This is a genomic window from Streptomyces sp. NPDC057654 (assembly GCF_042800135.1).
Classification (GTDB): domain Bacteria; phylum Actinomycetota; class Actinomycetes; order Streptomycetales; family Streptomycetaceae; genus Streptomyces.
The window spans coordinates 1-15,792 of the sequence record NZ_JBHVHQ010000095.1; the positions used below are offsets into that span (position 1 = coordinate 1).

The 15,792-nt window shown below is 69.0% G+C and carries 18 protein-coding genes, 1 tRNA gene and 2 pseudogenes; 7 read left to right on the plus strand and 14 right to left on the minus strand.

The genetic code is table 11. From position 1 onward, the window contains the following. Positions 1–28: 28 nt before the first annotated feature. The gene (locus ACFU99_RS10735; protein WP_384388878.1) at positions 29–760 is read right to left on the minus strand and encodes a hypothetical protein; all 732 of its coding nucleotides are present in this window, start codon (positions 758–760) and stop codon (positions 29–31) included. Positions 761–982: 222 nt separating this feature from the next. Here ACFU99_RS10735 and ACFU99_RS10740 point away from each other — a divergent pair, with 222 nt between their 5' ends. Next, positions 983–1,171: a DUF5703 family protein gene (locus ACFU99_RS10740; protein ID WP_384388880.1), complete on the plus strand. Its 189-nt coding sequence runs from the start codon at positions 983–985 to the stop codon at positions 1,169–1,171. Positions 1,172–1,246: 75 nt separating this feature from the next. Here ACFU99_RS10740 and ACFU99_RS10745 read toward each other — a convergent pair whose 3' ends face one another. The 3 genes from ACFU99_RS10745 to ACFU99_RS10755 all read right to left on the minus strand — a co-directional run bounded on the left by ACFU99_RS10745 (position 1,247) and on the right by ACFU99_RS10755 (position 3,939). Then, positions 1,247–2,086, minus strand: a complete 840-nt coding sequence (locus ACFU99_RS10745; protein WP_384388883.1) for a chaplin — start codon at positions 2,084–2,086, stop codon at positions 1,247–1,249. A 145-nt stretch (positions 2,087–2,231) separates the two neighbouring features. After that, positions 2,232–2,465, minus strand: coding sequence for a chaplin ChpH (gene chpH / locus ACFU99_RS10750; RefSeq protein WP_384388885.1), 234 nt, complete (start codon positions 2,463–2,465; stop codon positions 2,232–2,234). 148 nt (positions 2,466–2,613) lie between these two features. Further along, positions 2,614–3,939 (minus strand): M20/M25/M40 family metallo-hydrolase, encoded by a 1,326-nt coding sequence (locus ACFU99_RS10755; RefSeq protein WP_384388888.1) that lies wholly within the window; start codon positions 3,937–3,939, stop codon positions 2,614–2,616. A 245-nt stretch (positions 3,940–4,184) separates the two neighbouring features. On the opposite strand from ACFU99_RS10755, the gene ACFU99_RS10760 reads away from it, so the two are divergent. Further along, positions 4,185–4,272: transfer RNA gene (locus ACFU99_RS10760), tRNA-Leu, on the plus strand. A gap of 88 nt (positions 4,273–4,360) precedes the next feature. Here ACFU99_RS10760 and ACFU99_RS10765 read toward each other — a convergent pair. Beyond that, entirely contained in the window at positions 4,361–4,897 is a 537-nt protein-coding gene (locus ACFU99_RS10765) for a hypothetical protein (RefSeq protein WP_384388891.1), read from the minus strand. A gap of 389 nt (positions 4,898–5,286) precedes the next feature. Between ACFU99_RS10765 and ACFU99_RS10770 the strand changes: the two genes are divergently transcribed. Continuing rightward, positions 5,287–5,610, plus strand: coding sequence for a hypothetical protein (locus ACFU99_RS10770; protein WP_384388894.1), 324 nt, complete (start codon positions 5,287–5,289; stop codon positions 5,608–5,610). A 25-nt stretch (positions 5,611–5,635) separates the two neighbouring features. On the opposite strand, the gene ACFU99_RS10775 is transcribed toward ACFU99_RS10770, so the two are convergent. The 6 genes and pseudogenes from ACFU99_RS10775 to ACFU99_RS10800 all read right to left on the minus strand — a co-directional run bounded on the left by ACFU99_RS10775 (position 5,636) and on the right by ACFU99_RS10800 (position 8,379). Continuing rightward, positions 5,636–6,118, minus strand: a complete 483-nt coding sequence (locus ACFU99_RS10775; protein WP_384388925.1) for a hypothetical protein — start codon at positions 6,116–6,118, stop codon at positions 5,636–5,638. 83 nt (positions 6,119–6,201) lie between these two features. Continuing rightward, a pseudogene (locus ACFU99_RS10780) lies at positions 6,202–6,429 on the minus strand (DUF397 domain-containing protein); the annotation flags it as partial. Positions 6,430–6,465: 36 nt separating this feature from the next. Next, complete coding sequence (locus ACFU99_RS10785) at positions 6,466–6,642, minus strand: hypothetical protein (protein ID WP_384388896.1); 177 nt, start codon at positions 6,640–6,642, stop codon at positions 6,466–6,468. Between the two features lie 199 nt (positions 6,643–6,841). Beyond that, the gene (locus tag ACFU99_RS10790; RefSeq protein ID WP_384388899.1) at positions 6,842–7,675 is read right to left on the minus strand and encodes a Scr1 family TA system antitoxin-like transcriptional regulator; all 834 of its coding nucleotides are present in this window, start codon (positions 7,673–7,675) and stop codon (positions 6,842–6,844) included. Then, positions 7,665–8,186, minus strand: a complete 522-nt coding sequence (locus ACFU99_RS10795) for a DUF6879 family protein (protein WP_384388902.1) — start codon at positions 8,184–8,186, stop codon at positions 7,665–7,667. Before ACFU99_RS10795 ends, ACFU99_RS10790 begins: the two co-directional genes overlap by 11 nt. Beyond that, positions 8,170–8,379: a hypothetical protein gene (locus tag ACFU99_RS10800; protein ID WP_384388905.1), complete on the minus strand. Its 210-nt coding sequence runs from the start codon at positions 8,377–8,379 to the stop codon at positions 8,170–8,172. Before ACFU99_RS10800 ends, ACFU99_RS10795 begins: the two co-directional genes overlap by 17 nt. Before the next feature lie 557 nt (positions 8,380–8,936). Here ACFU99_RS10800 and ACFU99_RS10805 point away from each other — a divergent pair. Then, positions 8,937–10,538, plus strand: a complete 1,602-nt coding sequence (locus ACFU99_RS10805) for an FMN-binding glutamate synthase family protein (protein WP_384388907.1) — start codon at positions 8,937–8,939, stop codon at positions 10,536–10,538. A gap of 53 nt (positions 10,539–10,591) precedes the next feature. Here the strand turns inward: ACFU99_RS10805 and ACFU99_RS10810 are convergent, their stop codons facing one another. Then, complete coding sequence (locus tag ACFU99_RS10810) at positions 10,592–11,197, minus strand: response regulator (RefSeq protein ID WP_384388910.1); 606 nt, start codon at positions 11,195–11,197, stop codon at positions 10,592–10,594. Beyond that, positions 11,194–12,417, minus strand: a complete 1,224-nt coding sequence (locus ACFU99_RS10815; protein WP_384388913.1) for a sensor histidine kinase — start codon at positions 12,415–12,417, stop codon at positions 11,194–11,196. Before ACFU99_RS10815 ends, ACFU99_RS10810 begins: the two co-directional genes overlap by 4 nt. A gap of 180 nt (positions 12,418–12,597) precedes the next feature. Between ACFU99_RS10815 and ACFU99_RS10820 the strand changes: the two genes are divergently transcribed. Both ACFU99_RS10820 and ACFU99_RS10825 read left to right on the plus strand, forming a co-directional pair. Next, positions 12,598–13,074: a hypothetical protein gene (locus tag ACFU99_RS10820; RefSeq protein ID WP_384388916.1), complete on the plus strand. Its 477-nt coding sequence runs from the start codon at positions 12,598–12,600 to the stop codon at positions 13,072–13,074. A gap of 80 nt (positions 13,075–13,154) precedes the next feature. Beyond that, positions 13,155–14,657, plus strand: a complete 1,503-nt coding sequence (locus ACFU99_RS10825) for an alpha/beta hydrolase (RefSeq protein WP_384388919.1) — start codon at positions 13,155–13,157, stop codon at positions 14,655–14,657. A gap of 68 nt (positions 14,658–14,725) precedes the next feature. Here the strand turns inward: ACFU99_RS10825 and ACFU99_RS10830 are convergent, their stop codons facing one another. Then, positions 14,726–15,148 carry a MarR family winged helix-turn-helix transcriptional regulator gene (locus ACFU99_RS10830; protein WP_384388922.1) on the minus strand — a complete coding sequence of 141 codons (423 nt, stop codon included), beginning with the start codon at positions 15,146–15,148 and terminating at the stop codon, positions 14,726–14,728. A 254-nt stretch (positions 15,149–15,402) separates the two neighbouring features. Between ACFU99_RS10830 and eno the strand changes: the two are divergent. Further along, positions 15,403–15,792, plus strand: a pseudogene (gene eno, locus ACFU99_RS10835) (phosphopyruvate hydratase); the annotation flags it as partial.

The following is a 15,792-nucleotide window of genomic DNA, read 5'->3' on the forward strand; positions in this document are numbered from 1 at the left end:
ACACAAGGTGGCCGGAAGACAGCCGGGCTCAGTGTTCCGGCCGCAGCGGCTCCAAGTCGTCCTCCTCGTCGCCGACGTCCTCCGCGTCCTCTGCGTCTTCCATGTCCGCCAGGTCCTCCACGTCGTCGTCGAACTCCTCGTCGAAGACCGAGCTGACGTCGAAGCGGCACACCACCCGCTGCGGATCCGTCTGATCGAACGGCGCGGTCAGCCACTCCCCCGGTTCGGTCAGCTCGTCGAGGGCCGCCACCCAGAGCGTGGAGTCGCCCTCCTCCAGGCCGAACTCCTTGTGCCGGGAGGCGATCTCGTCCGGTTCGTACTCGCCGAAGAGCACTCCGAGCGCGGCGTGCACGCTGCTGCCGACGATGCCCGCGGCCCCGCCCGCCGTGCCGTTCCCGGTGTCGACGTCCGGGTCGAGGTCGGCCACCCGCTGCGCCTGGGCGAGCAGGCGCTGCGGCTCGGCCACCGCGTAGTCGCGGCGGATCAGCACGCTCAGCGCGCTGGGCTCCTCGGGCCCCGCGTACGCGGGCAGCGACTCGTCACCGGGGATCTCGAAGGGCGTCACCTCGTCGTAGACGTCGTAGAGCAGCTCGTCGTACGTCTCAGCGGCCGCGGCCAGTTCGTTGAACGCGGCGTAGACATCAGGGTCGTCCTCCCCCGACCGGCGTTCGACGGCGTCGAGGTGACGATCCAGCGCGGCTTTGACCGCCTCGGCGGCGGCACGTACCTCGGCAGCGGTTGGCTGCGCAGCATCAGACATAGTGCAGACGCTATCCGCACCTGGGCTGTTCACGCGCAGTAGATGCGATGCCAAGACGCGAATATCCCGGCGTGGCCGAGTACTTGACCACGGCAAGGCGGCCAAATGTCCATAATCATCACATTTAGCCGAGGGGTCGCCGAGAGGTCGCCGGACGGCCGTCGGGCGGCACGGCGCACCGCAGGGTGCCGAAATCGGCGCGCACCGAGCACAATGGTGGCGATGCCGGAATATGAATTCTGCGACGTGTACGTGCCGCGCGGGGTCTCCCGCAAGGCGGCCGCGCGCCTGCTGACCGACCATGCCGAGTACGGATACTGGGAGTTGGACCGACTTCGACTCAATCCCGACGGCAGCCGCAAGGTGCGGCTGCGGCGGCGGATCATCCGCCAGCCGCACGCCACATGGTGAGTGAGCGCGAAACGGGCCCCGCACCGGCGGGGCCCGCTCCGCTGCGCCCCGGCCGCTGCCGGAGCCCCGATCCGCTCAGTGCCGCGCCGCACGGGAGCGGCGGTACAGCACCGCGCCGCCGAGCAGCAGCCCGGCGCCGACCGGAATGACCGCGCCCAGCTGACCCGCGCCGGTCTGGGCGAGCTGCTCGGTGCCCACGGTGCGCGGGGACGGCGCGACATCGTGCACCTGCGACATCCCGGACGCCTGCGGCTGTCCGGGGTTCGAGTCCCGGTTCCGGTCCGGGTTCGGGTTCGGGTTCGGGTTCGGGTTCGGCGGGATCGCACGGCCGTCCGGAGGCGTGTGCGACGAGGAGTGGCCGGGGTCCTGCGGGTGCCCGGGGTGGTGCGGGTGGCCCGGCTGGTCCGGCGTGTGCGGCTGCCCCGGGTGCTGGGGCGGGTGGGCCGGACGGTGCGTACTGTGCCCCTCCGGGTTGGCGCAGTCGTTGCCGGTGGTGGAGTTGCCGAGGCCAACCACATTGGCGCTGTTCCCGCAGGCATTGACCGGCACATCGATCGGCACCTGGAGTCCGTTGCCCGAGCCGATTCCGGGCGAGTGGTGGGGGCCGCCGTGTGCGTCGGCCCCGCTGTGTCCGCCCGGCTTCGCGCCATGACCATGGTGGTGGCCGCCCGAGCCGTTGGCGCACTTGTTCCCCGTGGTGGGATTGAGCAGCCCGATCACGCTCACTGTGTTGCCGCACGCGTTCACCGGCACGTCCAGTGGGACCTGTACCGAATTCCCGGACAGTACGCCCGGCGATTGCGAGGCGCCGCCTTGCGCCGTCGAATCCGCGTACGCGTAGCCGCCGCCGGTCGCGGCGAATACGCCGCTCGCTGCCGCCACGGTGATCAGGCCTTTTCTCGCGACCTGTCGCATAGCTTCGTTCCCCTGACTTCTGCCTGCCTTACGAAACGCGAGGGGGCTCGTTGTGCCCGCTCGCCGGATGCCCAGCGGCCCCGGAGTGCAGAAAGCGCACTCCGGGGCCTACCGGGATCACACCCTCACGGGTTGTGGCACAACGTCAGGAGTTGACGCAGGTGTTGCCGAAGGTGGGGTTCAGCAGCCCGACCACGGAGATCGCGTTGCCACACACGTTCACCGGAACGTGGATCGGCACCTGGACGACGTTGCCCGACAGCACGCCGGGGCTGCCGACAGCAGCTCCCTGAGCGCCCGAGTCGGCAACCGCCAGACCCGCGCCGGCGAGCACCAGACCACCAGTGACAGCCGCAGCGGCGACGATCTTCTTGATCATTATTCCTCCTTGTTGGCAATGCGGTCCAAGCCGCGGACCGCACAACCTGTAACGAGGAGGGGGTAATCGAGCTACGAACCTACAGCGGCATTCACTCTTTCCGGTGAATACCGGACGCACGGCCGAAGACCGAATCCCCGTACCGGCATCAGCACTGATCCAGAAAACGGTCCAGCACCCGGACGCCGAACTTCAGGCCGTCGACCGGCACCCGCTCGTCCACGCCGTGGAACATCCCGGCGAAGTCCAGCTCGGGCGGCAGCTTCAGCGGCGCGAAGCCGAAGCCGCGGATGCCGAGGTCGTCGAAGGACTTGGCGTCCGTACCGGCCGAGAGCATGTACGGGACGGCGCGCGCGATCGGGTCCTCGGCCTGGAGCGCCGACTGCATGGCGTCGACGAGCGCGCCGTCGAAGGTGGTCTCCAGGGCCTTGTCCGCGTGCACGTCCTCGCGCCGCACCCGCGGGCCGAGGATCCGGTCGAGGTCGGCGAGGAACTCCTCCTCGTACCCCGGCAGGAAGCGCCCGTCCACGTGCGCGGTGGCCTGCCCGGGGATGACGTTGACCTTGTAGCCGGCGCCGAGCTGGGTCGGGTTGGCCGTGTTCTTCATCGAGGCGCCGATGAGCTTGGCGATGCCGCCCAGCTTGGCGAGCGTCTCGTCCATGTTCTCCGGGTCGAGCTCGGTGCCGAGCGCGTCCCCGAGCTCGTCGAGGAAGGCCCGCAGCGTCTTGGTCACCCGCACCGGGAACGAGTGCCGCCCCAACCGGCCGACGGCCTCGGACAGTTCGGTGATGGCGTTGTCCTTGTGGATCATCGAACCGTGGCCGGCGGAGCCGTCCACGGTCAGCTTCATCCAGTGCATGCCCTTCTGCGCCGTCTCGACGAGATACAGCCGCAGCTTCTCGTTGACCGTGAACGAGAACCCGCCGACCTCGCTGATCGCCTCGTTCACCCCCTCGAAGAGCCCCGGGTGCTTGTCGACGAGGTACCGCGCGCCGTACGTGCCGCCGGCCTCCTCGTCGGCGACGAAGGCCAGCACGATGTCGCGCGGGGGCTTTCGGCCGGAGCGCAGCCGGTCCCGTACGACCGCGAGGGTCATCGCGTCCATGTCCTTCATGTCGACCGCGCCGCGGCCCCAGACGCACCCGTCGGCGATCTCGCCGGAGAACGGGTCGTGCGTCCAGTCGGCGGCGTTGGCGGGCACGACGTCGGTGTGGCCGTGGATGAGGAGGCCCGGCCGGGACCGGTCCTCGCCCTCGATCCGCGCGACCGTGGACGCCCGGCCCTTGTGGGACTCGAAGATCTGCGGTTCGAGCCCGACCTCGGCGAGCTTCTCGGCCACGTACTCCGCCGCTACCCGTTCGCCGGGCCCGGAGTGGTCCCCGTAGTTGCTGGTGTCGATCCGGATCAGATCCCGGCAGAGGTCGACGACCTCGTCCTCGCCCGATCCCGTACGCGCCGGGTTCGCCTCGCTCACGCTGCCTCCTCATCGTTCGTTCCTCGGGCCGCTCGGCCGTGGACCGCCCCGATACGGACGTCCGTACGCGAGGGCCCACCGCCATCCTCCACCCCACGCCACCGCAGCCCAAGGCCGCAATGCCCCCGACATACGCAGGCCACACAGCCGCCCCGCCCCCGCCCCGGCCAGGTGATCGAGCACCCCCGGACGTTTGCTATTGTTTTCCATGTCGGAACGGCCACGGGCCAACCGGCAGACACCTTGTCCGGGTGGCGGAATGGCAGACGCGCTAGCTTGAGGTGCTAGTGCCCTTTATCGGGCGTGGGGGTTCAAGTCCCCCCTCGGACACCAGCTGAGACCCCTGTTCATCAGGGGTTTTCTGCGTTTCTGGGGTGTGGCGTGACCAACCACGTGACCAACAGCCCAGAGATTTCCCAGGTCAGACCAGGGATGACAGGCCAAGCCTGTTCGCTCCGGAGGCGGCGAGCTTCCGGGCTCCGTTCTTCCTGCTGCGCCCGTAGCGGGCCATGGTGTAGCCCGGCGAGTGGTGCCGGACGTTGGCGGAGACCTCGACGGGGTTCTCCCCGGCCTCCAGATCGTTCGTGACCTTGCTGTGCCTCCAGTCGTGAATCCGGAAGTCGTCCGGCAGGTGCAGACGGTTCCGGAGGGTGCGCCACCGTGCAGATACCTTTTCGGGGTCCTGGGGGCCTCCGGCTTCGCCCCGGTAGAGCTTGAAGCCGTCTCGGGCGAACACCAGGTCGTGATCCGTCCAGGCGGAACCGAGGTGTTCGCGCTCCGCGTCCTGGCGTTCCTTCTGCCACTTGAGGACGTTCATCACGGACTGGTCCACGTAGATGACGGCGTTGGCGTCGCCGTCCTTGGTCAGCTTCCGCAGCCGGTAGGTATTGCCTTCTTCGACCACCACCCAGCCCAGTTCGATGGAACCTTCATCCCAGTTGATAAGGGACCACTTCATACCCAGGGCCTCACTGCGCCGCACTCCGGTCACGGCGTAGACGGTCCACAGCGGGGCACCCCGCAGACAGTGATGAGTCAGGCCACCGTCACAGGCCCGGTTGCCGCAGGGCTCCCACACCGAGGACAGGAAGCGAGCGGTTCCGTCGTCGTCCAGGGTGGGAAAGTCCCGTTCCTGCGCCCGGATCTCCCGGCCCGTAGGTGGGTTGGCGGTGGCGGCCGGGTTGGCCGGTATGACAACTTCTCTCAGGTGGCCCAGGCCGGTTCGGATGAGGCGCTGCGCGGCGGCATCCTCGGTGAGGCGTACGGCTTCGCCGTCGTGTACTCAGCTTGAATCCGTGATGTCCGGGCTGGGGTGACGGGTCGTGATCCCTGCGGTGCGACCGCAGTATGCGGTATGCGCAGGGTGGCGGGCTGACGCCCGCTGAGCAGGAGAAACGGGAGGCCGTGCGGCTGGAGGCCGCCAGCTGGTTCGAGGCTGACGCGGGCACTGCGGGGATCGCGGCGACGCTGCGGGTGACGGACCGGTCGGTGCGCCGGCGCCGGGCAGCCTGGCAGCGTGGAGGTACGGCGGCGCCGGCGTCGGCGGGGCCGATGTCGGCCGAGCGGCTGACGCGGACGCAATGGCAGCGGCTGGAGGCGGAGCTCAAGCGGGGGCCGCCGGCGCACGGCTTCGACGACGAGCGTCAGCACAACAGCCCCGGCCCGAAATAGGCCGGGGCTTTGTTGCTGAGTGGACCTACTGAAGCGGGCAGATCAGTTCCGAGGCGGTGCGGTTGGGGGAGCAGCACACCAGGGCCATGGACAGGAACGAGGGCCGTTCGAGGTAGAAGCCGTGTGACACATCCCCGCCCCAACCAAGCCTTTCAGCAGCGGAGTTGACCAGCGTCGCCAGTCGTGTGCTGTCGCGGTCCGGCTCGGAGGCGAACCGAGGCGCGTACTCGGCAAGCCGTTCCCCGAGCCATTCCGCCGCTTCCTCGGACTCCTGCCAGGTGCCGCGAACGACACGGCCGGGTTTCATGAGCCAGAGAGACGTTTCCATCGGAGGGAGGTCACCCGTACGGAACTCCGCGACGGCTTCCTTGTACCGCTGCATGAGCCTGTGGCCGTCTGTGTCGTCGTCGCCTGTCGGCGGGGGTGGCGGATCACCGGGGGGCCGTCTGTGACCCTCTTTGTCGAACCGCTTCTTGTCACCAGTCCAGAGATAGCCGTGGTAGTGCAACCAGTCTTCCCGTTCAGAGCAGTTGAAGGCGGCCCCCACCTTCCCCAGAGAGCGGAGACCGCCAGCCAATGAGCGGCCACTCCGGCCGAGGCGGTGAAGCGGGCCGGGTCGATACCGGCCGCGTCCAGTTCGGCGGTGGTGAAGCGCAGTGGTTCCACACCGGGCCGCTTGCTGTCACCCAGTGCCCACACGTCGGGGCCGATCTTCGCTAGGGTCGCGCACGACTCGCCATCCGGATGCGTGTTGCCTCCGCACGCCTTGAAGAACTCGGCTCCGCTGATGGGCAGGCTGTACAGGTCGGTTCCGGGCATGGGTGTGCCTTCCTGTGAGTCAGTGATGGGGCAGCCTCAGACCGGGTACTGCTCCGACTTCCGCACGTACACCACGCCAGTGCCGAGAGCTGTCGCGGACTCCCGAAAGAGTTCGTGCAGCATCGACCTGGAGTTGTCGCGCATCGCATTGGTCAGATGGTCGGCCAGTAAGGCGGCCTCAGACGGAAGCAGGACCATTTCTGTGTCTGCCATATGCCGACCGTTCTTCGTCAACCACATGGGGACACGAATGTTCCCATCAACATCCCGGTATGCCGGACGGCTTGGGATCGGGTCCGTACGCCAGCCCTGCGGGGACCTCTGTCTCTGGTTCTTCGGTTCGGACGGCATGAGTACATCCTCGGACTACCGGCGAGGTACCTCTAGCCTTATTTGCGTTGTCGGGTAAAGATCACGAGCGGAAGTCGCCAGCCCATTCGGACAGTCGCTCCCTGGCCTCATCATCGAAGGCCGTGTACCCCTCGTAAACGCTGAACTCATTCAGGTATGCCGACACGTCCCGATGATCCCGGAACACCATTGCGCCGGTCGAGGTCTCCACGGTGGCTATCCGAGAGTCGTAGACAGTGAACGTATTCAGTGGCGCATTCGGCATATGACCACCCAGGGGAATGACACCTAGGCGCACATTCGGCAGGAGGCTGACAGAAACGAGTCGGTCTACCTGCATGGCCATGGCCGACGCAGGAAGGTACGGCCACCTAACGGCCTGCTCGGTCAGAATGAACGTGAACCGTTTCGATGTGTCGTGTAGGACGGCCTGCCGTTCCAGCTTCTTGCCGATGGCCTTGCTGTGGTCTCCGGGGATAGCGGCGAGGCTTGCCCGCACGTATTCCGGCGTGGCCAGTAGGCCCGTGACCATGGACAGCAGGAAGTACCGGAAGTCGGTCGACGACTGCTCGAAGCCTGCTAGCTCGTTCTGCTTCTTCTCCAGGCCCGTTCGGCGCTGCGACCACACGTCTTGCCACTCGGTGTTGGCGGAGCGGGCAAGGGCCGACACCTCGGCCACAAGGTCAGGCGGAGCGTCCAACGCTCTTAGGATCAGCTCTACGTCGACCAATGACGGCGTGAGCTTCCCGCCTTCAATGTTGCTGATCTTTGTCTGAGACATGCTCGCACGCTTAGCGAGCCAGACTTGAGTACGTCCGGCTCGCTTTCGAAGCGTCCTCAGTGTCTCCGCCAGGTCGGCCTTCGACTGGCCTAGGGCTTGCGGCTCAAACGTCAAGGCCCTTCACATACTCCTCGAAGGGCACCGACTCGGACAGTGCGATGCGCTGGTATTCCAGGTACGGGCTTACGTCGCCCTCGAATACCTCTCGGCTGATCTGCGTACCGTCTGCCTCATAGTTCATGAGGACGACCTCTTGCCGGTCGAACATCCAGAAATCTTGGACACCAGCCAGTGGGTTAGGCCGGTCGGTCACATCCATAATGCGGATGTCCTCACCGGCCCACGCATGAGGCAGGTAGTACATGAACTCATAGCGAAGATAGTCCGAGAGTGGCCGAGTCACGATATGCACTCGGCCTTTGCTCCTGCCTTCGCGGCGTACCTGCTTCAGATCCTCGGTGTACTCGTTCGAGTGCGCGTGAGGATCGATGCGCTCCCCGGCTTGAAATGCGCGGATCTCCTCGGCTTCCTGCGGGACGTTGTAGGCAGGCAGCGTTTCAAGTCGCCATGCCTCCGATTGGAAGTCACGGAACTTGGCTGCCCATGCTTCACCATCCAAGAGCACGGAAAGCCTCCCTGAGAACGTGCTCGGGAATCTCCACCAGGCCCTCACCGGCCGGAGGCGTGAAGGCTTCGGACACGTCACCCTGGACGACGATGGAGCCGCTGGCCGTCCGGTACAGGTTGGGGCAATCGTTCTGGCTGCACTCCGGGTCATCGACGTTGCCCGTTAAGCGGGTCAGTTGCTCGCGAGCCATGACGGCCTGCCCTCCCGCGCAAGGTGTGTCCTTGCTGCTGAGAGGACGCTATGGCGCGGCCGGTCGGGACGTCCATGCGGGAACGTCAATATTCGCGTTGTCGGGTAGACGATCATGGGTGAGTGAGCGAAGGAAGCTGCGATGGGGTCAGGTGGTCATGTGACCAACGGATGACCAACAGCGGTCCGAAGCACCCCGAAACAGGGGGAACGCATGACCAACAGCGCTGGCCGAGACCGCGGCGTGTCGGGTACGTTCTCGCAGGTCAGCTGAGTAATGTGCTGGTGCCCGAGTGGAGAGTTCAAGTCCCCCCTCGGACACCATCAGTAACACCATCGGTGCCGGCCTGCTTCGGGTCGGCACCGTTTGCGTTTCATGGTCGTACGTCGGCCGCGGCCGGTGTGAGGCTTCAGCTCATAAACGCAACTTATGCGTGCATAGATTGCTGACGGCTACCAGGGCGCGGGGCGCCGGTCGAGAGTGGTGGTACTCACGCCCTTGCCTCGTCCCCGGTGCGGCTGCTGAAGGGCGCGTGGGGTAAAACCACGAGGATGGGCATGAGAAGATCTTCCGCGTTCACTCGCTACTCCGCTTTCGCGTTGTCCGCCGCCGTCGCGGTGTTCGCCGTGCTGCTGGCCTTTGTGCATACACCCTGGTGGTGGGTGCTCGCCGGACCGGCGCTGGGAGCCACCGCCGTCGGAGTGCACGATGTGTCCCAGCGCAAACACGCGATTCTCCGTAACTACCCCCTGCTCGGCCATGCCCGCTTTCTCCTGGAAAGCGTCCGGCCGGAGTTGCAGCAGTACTTCATCGAGCGCAACTTCGACGGGCGGCCCTTCGACCGCGACGTACGCGATGTGGTCTACCGGCGGGCCAAGGGGGAGGACGCGGGGCTGGCGTTCGGGACCGAGCGGGACGTCTACGCCGCAGGTCACGAGATTCTGGTGCCCTCCATGGCCCCGCGTCCAGCGCCGGAGGAGCCGCCCGCCGTCCCGGTCGGCGGTCTGGCGTGCTCCCAGCCGTACGACATGGCATTGCTCAACGTCTCCGCGATGAGCTTCGGCGCGCTGTCGTCGAATGCCGTCCTCGCCCTCAACAAGGGGGCCGCCATGGGCGGTTTCGCGCATGACACGGGAGAGGGCGGCATTTCCGAGTACCACCTGCGCCATGGCGGCGACCTCATTTGGGAGATCGGCACGGGGTACTTCGGCTGCCGCACCCCGGAAGGGGAATTCGACCCCGAGGGCTTCTCCGCCAAGGCCGCCCACCCGAACGTCAAGTGCGTACTGCTCAAGCTGTCGCAGGGGGCGAAGCCCGGAATAGGCGGGGTGCTGCCCGGGCCCAAAGTGGACGCGGAGATCGCCGGCATCCGGGGCGTGCCGCAGGGCCGCACCGTCGTGTCGCCACCGCACCACCGTGCTTTCGCCACGCCGCGCGAACTCATCCGTTTCGTCGACCGCATGCGGCAGTTGGCCGGCGGAAAGCCCGTCGGGTTCAAGTTCTGCGTCGGCGACCGCGCCGAAGTGCTGGCCCTGTGCAAGGCCATGATCGAGGAGGGCACGACCCCGGACTTCATCGTCGTCGACGGAGCCGAGGGCGGCACCGGAGCAGCGCCACTGGAGTTCGCCGACCAGATGGGGATGCCGCTCACCGAAGGTCTGATGACCGTGCACAACGCGCTGGTCGGCACCGGACTGCGCGACCGGATACGGATCGGCGCCAGCGGCAAGATCGCCACGGGGGCGGACATCGTCAAACGGCTCGCCCAAGGGGCCGACTTCACCAATGCGGCGCGATCGATGATGTTCGCCCTGGGGTGCATCCAGGCCCAGGCGTGTCACACCAACGCCTGCCCCGTCGGCGTCGCCACGCAGGACCCGCGCCGGGCCCGCGGCCTGGACGTGGCCGACAAATCGGAGCGCGTGCACCGCTACCAGGAAGCCACCGTGCGCAGCGCCCTACAGATCATCGCCTCCATGGGCCTGGAATCGCCCGCCCAACTGCGCCCGCGCATGCTCCTGCGCCGCGGCACCGCCGGAGAGCTGAGCTCCTACGCCGAGCTGTACGAGTGGCTCGACGACGAGCAGCTGCTGAAAGCGCCGCCGACGGCCTGGCAGGAGGACTGGACCGCCGCCGATCCGGACCGTTTCAGGAACTGAGACATCGCGTTCGCGGGGCCGCGGCTTCATGGTGTCCCGGCATGATGCGCCGGTCACAGCCAGCCGTTGGTCTCCGCGAGCCGGGCCGCCTCGGCGCGGGTGCGGGCCTGGGTCTTGCCGATCGCCGACGACAGGTGGTTGCGCACGGTACCCGGGGACAGCCGGAGGGCCCTGGCGATGTCGGCGACGGTGCCGCCCTCGGCGGCGGTGCGCAGGACGTCCGCCTCGCGCCCGGTCAGCGGGCTCGTCCCGCCGGCCAGTGCTTGTGCGGCGAGTGCCGGGTCCACGAAGCGCAGGCCGGCGTGGACGCGGCGGATCGCGTCGACGAGTTGTTCGGGCGGGGAGTCCTTCACGACGTATCCGGCGGCGCCGGCGGCCATCGCCCGGGTGAGGTAGCCGGGTCGGCTGAAGGTCGTGCAGATGATGGTGCGGCAGCCGGGCAGCGCCCGCCGGAGGTCGGCGGCGACGTCCAGGCCCTCACGGCCGGGCATCTGGATGTCGAGCAGCGCGATGTCGGGTGCGGTCCGCTGCGCGGTGGCCAGTACCTCGGTGCCGGTGCGGATCTCGGCGACGACGTCGATGTCGGGTTCGAGGCGGAGCACGGCTGCGAGGGCGCCGAGGACGAGGGCCTGGTCGTCGGCCAGCAGGACACGGATCATGTCGGTTCGGCTTCCTGCGAAGGGGCGGGAGGGGTTGCCGGGTTCGGCGGCCCCTGGGCGATGATCCGGAAGCCGCCGCCGGGGGCGGGCCCGTGTTCGAGCGTGCCCGACACGGCGGCGAGCCGTTCGGCGAGACCGGTGAGGCCGTTTCCGGCGCTCGCCCCGCCGGTGAAGCCGCCGTTGTCGGTGACCTCGATGCGGTCGGGCCCGATGCGGACGGTGCACCGTTCGGCGTCGGAGTGCCGCAGCACGTTGGTGGTCGCCTCCCGCACGACGTAGCCGAACGCCTCGCGCAGTTCGGGGCGTACGGCGTCGGTCGCGGCGGGCAGATCGGCCTGTACGCCGGCGGCCCGCAGCGCCATGCGGGCGCCGGCGAGCTCGCTGTCCAGCGAGAGGGTGCGGTAGTCCGACACGGTCGCCCGTACGTCGGACAGCGCCGTACGGGCCATGTTCTCCAGCTCGGTGACCTGGTCGACGGCGAGGGCCACGTCGCCGGAGGACTCCAGGATGCGCCGTGTCAGCCCCAGTTTGACGGTCATCGTGGAGAGGCTGTGGCCGAGGACGTCGTGCATGTCCCGGGCGACCCGCTCCCGTTCCTGGTTCACGGCCAGCCTCTTGACCTGCTCGCGCGCGGCCCGCAGGTGACCGATGGTGAAGTTGAGCGCGAAGACGGTGCCGAGTGCCGCGGTCACGCCGACGAGGATGGCCACCTGCGCCCAGGCCACCTCGCCCCGGTCGAGACGCATCCAGAGGATCTGCCCCAGCACGGTGACGAGGCCGAGCAGCAGCGCATGGCGCAGCGGCAGCAGCATGAGCCCGATCGAGAGGGCGTAGGTCAGATCGGTCAGGTAGGACGGTGTCGCGAGCAGTACGGCGGGCGCCGCCCCGAGGAGGAAGGCCACGGCCACGATGGCGACGCGCTCGCGGCGCAGCGCCGTCGGCCCGTACCAGGGTGCGAGTACGCAGACGAGGCCGTAGCAGGCGACGAGGCCGATCGCGAGCGAGGTGAGCGGGAGAGGTCTGGTGCCGTGCGCGATGTCCTCGGCCCGTGCGATCAGGGTGAGGGAGGCCAGTGCCGCCGCCGTGGCGACGGCCGCGCGGCCCCGGCCCCGTCCCCGGCCCTTGCCGTTGGGGCTGTCCGGCTGGTCCTTCCAGAAACTCCAGTCCGGCCACTGCCCTGCGGAGAACTCGTCCGGATCGCGTGCGCCCACGTCGGTCATGATACGGGCAGGGCTGCCGGGGCTGCCGGGGAACGTACGAGCGGCGGCCCGGGGCGTGGTGCATGGGTCATACGGGCAAGCATCGCCCGCCCGTGACCGGCGCCCCCGTTCGGGATGTCACCCGGCCATGCATGACAGATGGCATGGGTCCGGCCGGCGGGCCGACGGTGCAATGAGGCCATGTTGCACGCGAAGAGGGTCCATCCGCCGAGCCAGGAGTACGAGTTCACCGAGGACGGCCGGGCGCTGACGACGTTCCCGTTGGGCCGGGGCGGCACCGGCACGCGGTTCACCCTGCACGGGGCCGGCTACCTCGTGCGCGCTCACCGCTTCAGCGGTGTCCACGAACTGCTCGACGCCGACGGGACCGCCATCGCGACCACGGACCGGGTGCGCCGCGACTGGACCATGACGTGTTCCGGGCGGGTCATCGCGTTCCGGCGGACCGCGTCGGCGGACCGGGAGCACACGATGATCGGCGACGACGGCGAGCCCGCCGGCACGATCCGCCGCACCGGACACGTCCGCTCCGAGGCGACCGCCGACCTGCCGGGTCTGGAGCTCGAACTCCAGGTCTTCGCGCTCGTCGTCGTGCTGCTGCGCAGGCGGCGCAAGCGGACGGCGGCGGCCGTCCGGTCGGCCTCCCTCGGCGGCTGACGCCCGCGCGGATTATGCCGATGTCCACGGATCTCCCCAGCTCCAGGTGAAGGGGATCTCTCCAGAGGAGGAGAACAATCATGCGCAAGACCAGGCTCGCGGCGTTCGCGCTCGCGGTGGGCGCGGCGGCGGTGACGGCGGCATCGGGCCTGTCGCCGACGGCCACGGCGGGCCCGCCGCACCGGTCGCAGGCGAGCGCGCCGTCCCCGTCCCCGTCGCGGCTGCGGTGGGGCGCCTGCCCCAGCCCGGCGGAGGCGGCGCTGAAGTGCGCCGAGCTCGCGGTGCCGCTCGACTACCGCCACCCCGGCGGGCGGAAGATCACTGTCGAAGTGTCCCGCCTGGCGAGTACGAAACCGGCCGAGAAGCGCGGTGTGCTCCTGCTCAACCCCGGGGGCCCCGGCCTGCCCGGACTCTCCGTTCCCGCGCTGCTGAAGCTGCCCGCGAAGGTGCGCGACCGCTACGACGTCATCGGTTTCGACCCCCGCGGCGTCGGCCAGAGCACCCCCGTGACCTGCGGCTTCACCCGCGCCCAGGGCGGGGCGGCGAGCAACCCGCCCTATCCGCACAGTGCGGCCGACGTGACGGAGCAGGCCGCGACCGCGAAGAAGCTCGCCGCACAGTGCGCCGCTTCCAGGACCGCGGACCTGCTGCCGCACATCACCACCGCGAACACCGCACGGGACATGGACCGGATCCGGGCGGCGCTGGGCGCGCCGAAGATCTCGTACTACGGCGAGTCCTACGGCACCTACCTCGGCGCGGTGTACACCACCCTCTTCCCCCACCGCGGCGACCGCGTCGTGCTCGACAGCAGCCTGCCGCCCGAGGGCTACGACGTCGACGCGCTGCGCGGCCAGGGCGCGGGCTTCGAGACCCGCTTCCCCGACTTCGCGAAATTCGCCGCCGCAGCGCCCCAGCGGTACCACCTGGGCAGCACACCGGCCGCCGTCCGCGCGAAGTACTTCCAGCTCGCCGCGCGCCTCGACAAGAAGCCGGTGCAGGGGTACAGCGGTACGGACTTCCGTTACGTGACCTCGGGGTTGCTCCGCGCGGACAGCGAGAGCTCCAAGCTCGCCGAAACCTGGCACGCCCTGGACACGAACCAGCCGCCCCCGGACTCCGGCGGCACGGGCGGCGGCGCGTACAGCGACAACTTCCCCGCCGCCTACCTCGGGGTGATCTGCGGCGACTCCCGCTGGCCGACATCGCCGGCGGCCTACCAGCACAACGTCGCGGTCGACCGCGCCCGTTACCCGATGTACGGCGCCATCACGGCCGACATCAGGCCCTGCGCCTTCTGGCCGGCCCCCGCGGAGCCGAAGGTGCGGATCACCGGCCGGGGGCCGTCCGACGTGCTCATGGTGCAGAACCTCCGCGATCCGGCGACGCCGCTGTCCGGGGCCCTTCGAACGCGCCGGGCCCTCGGCGAGCGGGCCCGGATGGTCACCGTCGACCAGGGCGGGCACGTGGCCTATCTGACGGGCTCGAACACCTGCGGGAACAACGCCGTGACCGACTACCTGGCCACCGGCAAGCGGCCCGCACACGACGCGTACTGTTCCGCGGAGCCGACCACCCCATGACGGTGGAGCCCGGCGGCGAGTCCGGCTGCCCGGCCTCAGGGCCCGGCGGCCGCGCGGGGTTGGTCCGTTCAGCGGGTGGCAAGGCGTTCCAGCAGGGCGGCGCTTCGGGAGAGGGTGGTCCGCTCGGCGTCGGTGAGTTCGGCCTCGATGGCCTGGGCCAGCCAGCCGGCTCGGCGGCCGCGTTCCGCTTCCAGGGCGGCGTGGCCCGCGGGCGAGAGTTCGACGAGGGACTTGCGGCCGTCGGTGGGGTGGGCGCGGCGGGTGATCAGGTTCTGTTCCATGAGGAGCCCCACCGCGCGGGCCATTGACTGAGGGCGTACGCGCTGGTCGGCGGCGAGGTCGCTCGTCGTCATGGCGCCGTTGCGGTCGAGGGCTCCGAGTACGGCGACCTGGCCGAGCGGGATGCTGTCCTCGTCTTTGACGCGTCGGGTGAGCTTTCCCATCGCGGTGCGCAGTTCGGCGGCGATGGCGGCGGCTTCCGAGGTGGGCATAGGGCACTTTACCCCGCTGGTCGCCCTTGCTGCGCAGTTGACCTGCGCAGTTGTCCTGTGCAGCCGACCTGCGCAGTTGTCCTGTGTAGGTGCGCCTGCGCGGTTGTCCTGTGCGGTTGAACCGCGCGCTTTCTCTGCACAGCAATGCTGCTCAGTTTGGCTGTACAGCATTGCTGTAGAGTTTGCCGTGTCGGGCTAAGCGCCAGCGTTGTCGCAGCCGGGGCCACGGCATACGACAACGGGAAGGAACTCCCATGTCCGCACAGACCGTCGCGAGCGTCGCCGCCCGCCGGATCATCGACAGCCGCGGCAACCCCACGGTCGAGGTCGACGTCGTCCTCGCGGACGGCTCGCTGGGGCGCGCGGCCGTCCCCTCCGGGGCGTCGACCGGCGCCCGGGAGGCCGTGGAACTGCGGGACGGTGACCCCGCGCGCTGGCACGGCAAGGGCGTCGACCGCGCGGTGGCCCACGTCAACGGGGAGATCGCGGCGGCCGTACGCGGCCGGGACGCGGCGGATCAGGCGGGGCTCGACGCCGCGCTGATCGCCCTCGACGGCACCGCCGCGAAGTCGCGGCTCGGCGCCAACGCGATTCTCGGCGTCTCCCTCGCCGCCGCCAAGGCCGCCGCCGCGGCCTGTCGCCGG

Excerpts from the sequence above, each read along its gene's own strand:
- ACFU99_RS10740 (WP_384388880.1), top strand. The coding sequence starts at position 983 with ATGCCGGAATATGAATTCTGCGACGTGTACGTGCCGCGCGGGGTCTCC.
- ACFU99_RS10830 (WP_384388922.1), bottom strand. The coding sequence starts at position 15,148 with ATGCCCACCTCGGAAGCCGCCGCCATCGCCGCCGAACTGCGCACCGCG.
- ACFU99_RS10805 (WP_384388907.1), top strand. The coding sequence starts at position 8,937 with ATGAGAAGATCTTCCGCGTTCACTCGCTACTCCGCTTTCGCGTTGTCC.
- ACFU99_RS10800 (WP_384388905.1), bottom strand. The coding sequence starts at position 8,379 with ATGGCTCGCGAGCAACTGACCCGCTTAACGGGCAACGTCGATGACCCG.
- ACFU99_RS10735 (WP_384388878.1), bottom strand. The coding sequence starts at position 760 with ATGTCTGATGCTGCGCAGCCAACCGCTGCCGAGGTACGTGCCGCCGCC.
- chpH (WP_384388885.1), bottom strand. The coding sequence starts at position 2,465 with ATGATCAAGAAGATCGTCGCCGCTGCGGCTGTCACTGGTGGTCTGGTG.
- ACFU99_RS10745 (WP_384388883.1), bottom strand. The coding sequence starts at position 2,086 with ATGCGACAGGTCGCGAGAAAAGGCCTGATCACCGTGGCGGCAGCGAGC.
- ACFU99_RS10810 (WP_384388910.1), bottom strand. The coding sequence starts at position 11,197 with ATGATCCGTGTCCTGCTGGCCGACGACCAGGCCCTCGTCCTCGGCGCC.
- ACFU99_RS10785 (WP_384388896.1), bottom strand. The coding sequence starts at position 6,642 with ATGGCAGACACAGAAATGGTCCTGCTTCCGTCTGAGGCCGCCTTACTG.
- ACFU99_RS10815 (WP_384388913.1), bottom strand. The coding sequence starts at position 12,417 with ATGACCGACGTGGGCGCACGCGATCCGGACGAGTTCTCCGCAGGGCAG.
- ACFU99_RS10770 (WP_384388894.1), top strand. The coding sequence starts at position 5,287 with ATGCGGTATGCGCAGGGTGGCGGGCTGACGCCCGCTGAGCAGGAGAAA.
- ACFU99_RS10825 (WP_384388919.1), top strand. The coding sequence starts at position 13,155 with ATGCGCAAGACCAGGCTCGCGGCGTTCGCGCTCGCGGTGGGCGCGGCG.
- ACFU99_RS10765 (WP_384388891.1), bottom strand. The coding sequence starts at position 4,897 with ATGAAGTGGTCCCTTATCAACTGGGATGAAGGTTCCATCGAACTGGGC.
- ACFU99_RS10820 (WP_384388916.1), top strand. The coding sequence starts at position 12,598 with ATGTTGCACGCGAAGAGGGTCCATCCGCCGAGCCAGGAGTACGAGTTC.